The sequence below is a fragment of the Zongyangia sp. genome, from assembly GCF_965361945.1.
Map to the genome: position 1 here is coordinate 1 of NZ_CBDTOK010000158.1, position 3,802 is coordinate 3,802.

Annotated in this window: 4 protein-coding genes; 1 reads left to right on the forward strand and 3 read right to left on the reverse strand. The window is 51.6% G+C overall.

What is annotated here, in order from left to right:
• The coding region (locus ACZ25G_RS09925) for a methyltransferase domain-containing protein (RefSeq protein ID WP_463682342.1) at positions 1-782 on the forward strand (782 nt) is incomplete at its 5' end.
• 88 nt (positions 783-870) lie between these two features.
• Here the strand turns inward: ACZ25G_RS09925 and ACZ25G_RS09930 are convergent.
• The 3 genes from ACZ25G_RS09930 to ACZ25G_RS09940 all read right to left on the reverse strand — a co-directional run bounded on the left by ACZ25G_RS09930 (position 871) and on the right by ACZ25G_RS09940 (position 3,432).
• A complete protein-coding gene (locus tag ACZ25G_RS09930; protein ID WP_463682343.1) occupies positions 871-1,284 on the reverse strand; it encodes a hypothetical protein in 414 nt (137 codons plus the stop codon).
• Entirely contained in the window at positions 1,281-1,760 is a 480-nt protein-coding gene (locus tag ACZ25G_RS09935; RefSeq protein ID WP_463682344.1) for a helix-turn-helix domain-containing protein, read from the reverse strand. The genes ACZ25G_RS09930 and ACZ25G_RS09935 overlap by 4 nt, the downstream gene beginning before the upstream one ends.
• Before the next feature lie 190 nt (positions 1,761-1,950).
• Positions 1,951-3,432 (reverse strand): L-fucose/L-arabinose isomerase family protein, encoded by a 1,482-nt coding sequence (locus tag ACZ25G_RS09940; RefSeq protein ID WP_463682345.1) that lies wholly within the window; start codon positions 3,430-3,432, stop codon positions 1,951-1,953.
• Positions 3,433-3,802 lie beyond the last annotated feature (370 nt).

The window sequence follows — 3,802 nt, forward strand, 5'->3', positions numbered from 1 at the left end:
TGCAGCAGAAAAGCTATCGCTGCAAAAAAGGACACAGTTTTGATCTGTCCCGGGAAGGATACTGCAACCTGATCCTTTCCGGCCGCCACCATGGCAAAACGCCGGGGGACAACCAGGATATGGCCCGTGCCCGCAACCAATTTTTCGCAGGGGATCACTACCGTATCCTGCTGGATGCCCTGTCTGCCCAGGTCCTAAAATATCTGCCGCAGGACGGCACTTTGGTGGATGCCGGCTGCGGGGAGGGCTACTACACCGCCGGCGTCTTTTCCGCATTGCAGCAGGCGGGCCGGTGGGGAGATTTGGTGGGGGTTGACCTTTCTAAATTCGCTCTGCGCTTTGCGGCCAAACGGGAGCCGGGCGTCCGGTTCCTGGCGGCCAGTATTTTTGCGCTGCCCCTGTTTGACCAAACCGCGGATATGGTGATGAACATTTTTGCGCCGGTGGCAGACCGGGAGTTTTACCGGGTGCTTCGACCCGGCGGCGTTCTGGCTATCGGAGCGCCAGGTCCCCGGCATCTCTTTGGTCTCAAAGAGATCCTTTATAATGCGCCCTATGAAAATGAGAAAAATTCCTTTGTGTTAGAGGGCTTTTCCCCTCTGGAGGTCATCCGTGTCTCAGGAGAAATGCGGCTTGAGAGCAAAGAAGACATTGCCCATCTCTTTATGATGACCCCTTACTACTGGAAGTCGCCCAAAGAGGGATGCCAAAGACTGGAGAGCTTACATACACTGTCCACCCCGATCCAGTTTGAGATCCATCTGTTAAAGAAAACATCTTGACCATATAAGAAGGGAGGTCCCGTGGGGGACCTCCCTTTTGTTTTTATCCAGACGGGAAAAAACGGATGGAACCAGATGGAGATTGGCCTTAGTAATCCTGCTCCAGCGCAACATAGATCCCAAGAGCATGGTCAGAGACACTGACGCTTAACCAAAGGTTATCTTTGCGATATATTTGGCCAATGGCGGTTTCCTCAGATTCCCCGGCTATTTCTCGAAAGCCCTGGGAGGACAGAGTTTGCAGATAGGCCTCTCCCTGGGCTCGATCCTCAATTTCTAAGGTGATGGCATAATAGCCCTTCTCCTCATCGAAAATCTGAAATTGAGGAGTACCTGATTCAGGTTTGGGGATGGCCTTGGTGTAGGTATTGACCGGCCAGGAATCAATCTCCTCCAGAATGGGGGCGGAGGCAGTGGATGCAGACGGAGTTTGAGAAGGAATACAGCCTGCAAAAAGGATCGCAACCGCGAATAAGATCCCCGCGAACCTAAGCTTTTTCACGATTTTGGCCCCTTTCTCTGGTTTTGCACCCGGACAAAGGAAAAGATGGTGATGGCCACAAGCAGAAGGGTGACGCCGCCAAGGAGATAGAGAAGCACCGGCGGGCCGGAAACCCAGATGCCAGTCTCCCCATCAGCATATCCAATGGTATTGGAGGGCAGACGCTGCTGAAAATAGACAAAGCACAGGAAAATAACCAAGAGTAGAAGGATAATGCTGGCAACGAGCAGCGGAATCCGCATCCGTTCCCAGATGCTTTTGGAAGGAGGATTGCCGCCGCTTTCCAAAGGTATCAGTTCCTCCAGAGAAACATCCAGGGCTTCACACAGAGCCAGCAGATTGGAGGTGCTGGGAAAGGCAGTGTGATTTTCCCACTTGGCTACTGCCTGTCGTGAGATGCCCAACCGCTGAGCCAACCCTTCCTGGGAGAGATGCTGCTCCCTGCGAAGTTCTTTGATCCGGGATCCGATGTCCATGATATAACCTGCTCCTTTACAGTGATCTTTGCTTTTTGGAATTGCCCTCATCATAGCGGAAAAGTGCCCCCTCTGTCTACCAACTATCTGTCAACTATTGGTTGCGCGGGGGATTCAAGGGTTTTTTGGCCAAAAGAATGAAAAACGGCATGGCCTAAAAGCCATGCCGTTTTTATGAGAAAGATGAAATTTATGCGAAGGGGTTTTCAGAGGGATAGGGGACGCCTTTGGGCTGATTGTACCCCAAATCCTTGACGCCCAGCAGTTTAAACAGGCTGAAGAGCGCCTTTCCGAAATGTCCGAAAGCCACAGCGCCGTGATGGGGATACCGTTTTTCAATGAGCACATGACGATAGAAACGGCCCATTTCCGGGATGGCGAAGACGCCGATGCCGCCGAAGGAACAGGTGGGTACCGGCAGGACCTCGCCCTCTGCCACATAGGCGGTGAGCTCTGCGTCGGCATTGGATTGCAGACGGAAGAAGGTGATATCGCCAGGGACAATGTCTCCTTCCAGGGTGCCGCGGGTGATATCGGGTTCCTTATCCGGCTCCAGACCGCGGTGCATGATCAGCTGATACTTCATCTCGCAGGAGGTGAGCTTCTGGGAAGAGGTATTGCCGCAGTGGAAGCCCATGAAGGTATCCTTGTGGGTGTAGTTGTATTTGCCCTTGATCTCCTTCTCGTACATATCGGCAGGAACAGTGTTGTTGATATCCAGCAATGTGACAATGTCGTCGGAGATGCAGGTGCCGATAAACTCGCTGAGAGCGCCGTAGATATCCACCTCGCAGGAGACGGGGATGCCACGGGCGGTCAGACGGCTGTTGACATAGCAGGGAACAAAGCCAAACTGGGTCTGGAATGCGGGCCAGCACTTGTTGGCGAAGGCCACAAACTCCCGGGAACCCTTCTGGTTCTCAGCCCAGTCGAGGAGGGTGATTTCATACTGTGCCAGCTTGGGCAGGATGCCAGGCATCTTGTTGCCCTCGCCCAGCTCTTTTTCCATGTCCGCCACAACCTCGGGAATCCGGGGATCGTTGGCATGCTCGTTAAAGGAGGCAAACAGGTCCAACTCGGAATTTTCTGCGATTTCAACACCCAGGTTGTAGAGCTGTTTAATGGGGGCGTTGCAGGCCAGAAAATCTCTCGGACGGGGACCGAAGGTGATGATTTTCAGCTTGGACAGGCCGATGACGGCACGTGCCACGGGAATAAAATCAAAAATCATGTCCGCTACTTCATCGGCGGTTCCTACAGGATATTCGGGAATGTAAGCTTTGATATTGCGCAGTCCCAGGTTGTAGCTGGCGTTGAGCATGCCGCAATAGGCGTCACCGCGGCTGCTTGCCAGGATGCCGGTATTCTCTTCCGCTGCAGCGACAAACATGACCGGGCCGCCGAATTCTTTGGCCAGGAGGGTTTCTTCTGTTTCAGGACCAAAGTTGCCCAGATAGACGACGAGTGCATTGCAGCCGGCCTCTTTGACTTCAGAGAGTGCCTTGCGCATATGAATCTCATTTTCAATGGTGGTAGGACATTCGTAGATGTCTCCGCCTTTTTCCTGGAAGGACTTGACGACAGCCTTTCTGCGGTTGGTAGAAAGTTCCATAGGGAAGCAGTCACGGCTGACTGCGACGATTCCCAGTTTGACTTGCGGGATATTATTCATAGCAATTCCTCCTGTTTTATTTCATCTTAAACAGTAATCACTTACTGAAACCGACACCCCTATATTACACCATCAATAAGAAAAAATCTATCTGAAAAGAAAAGAATTTTACCGAAACTATAATTTTTTTATAAAATAGAGATAAAAGATGTCGATGGAAATACAATTTATCCAAGATCTTTGGGAAAGTTGTACGATCAACATGGAGATGTCTGAAAAGATGTCTATTTGCCTGTTTATGAGAGCGTTTGCGACAGCATTCCTCCCTTAGAACTGAATTTTTACCAGTTCCACCCCTGTGTAATAATGGGTGAGAATTTCGATATAGTCGCTGCCCTGCCGGGCCATATAGTCGGCCCCGTATTGGCTG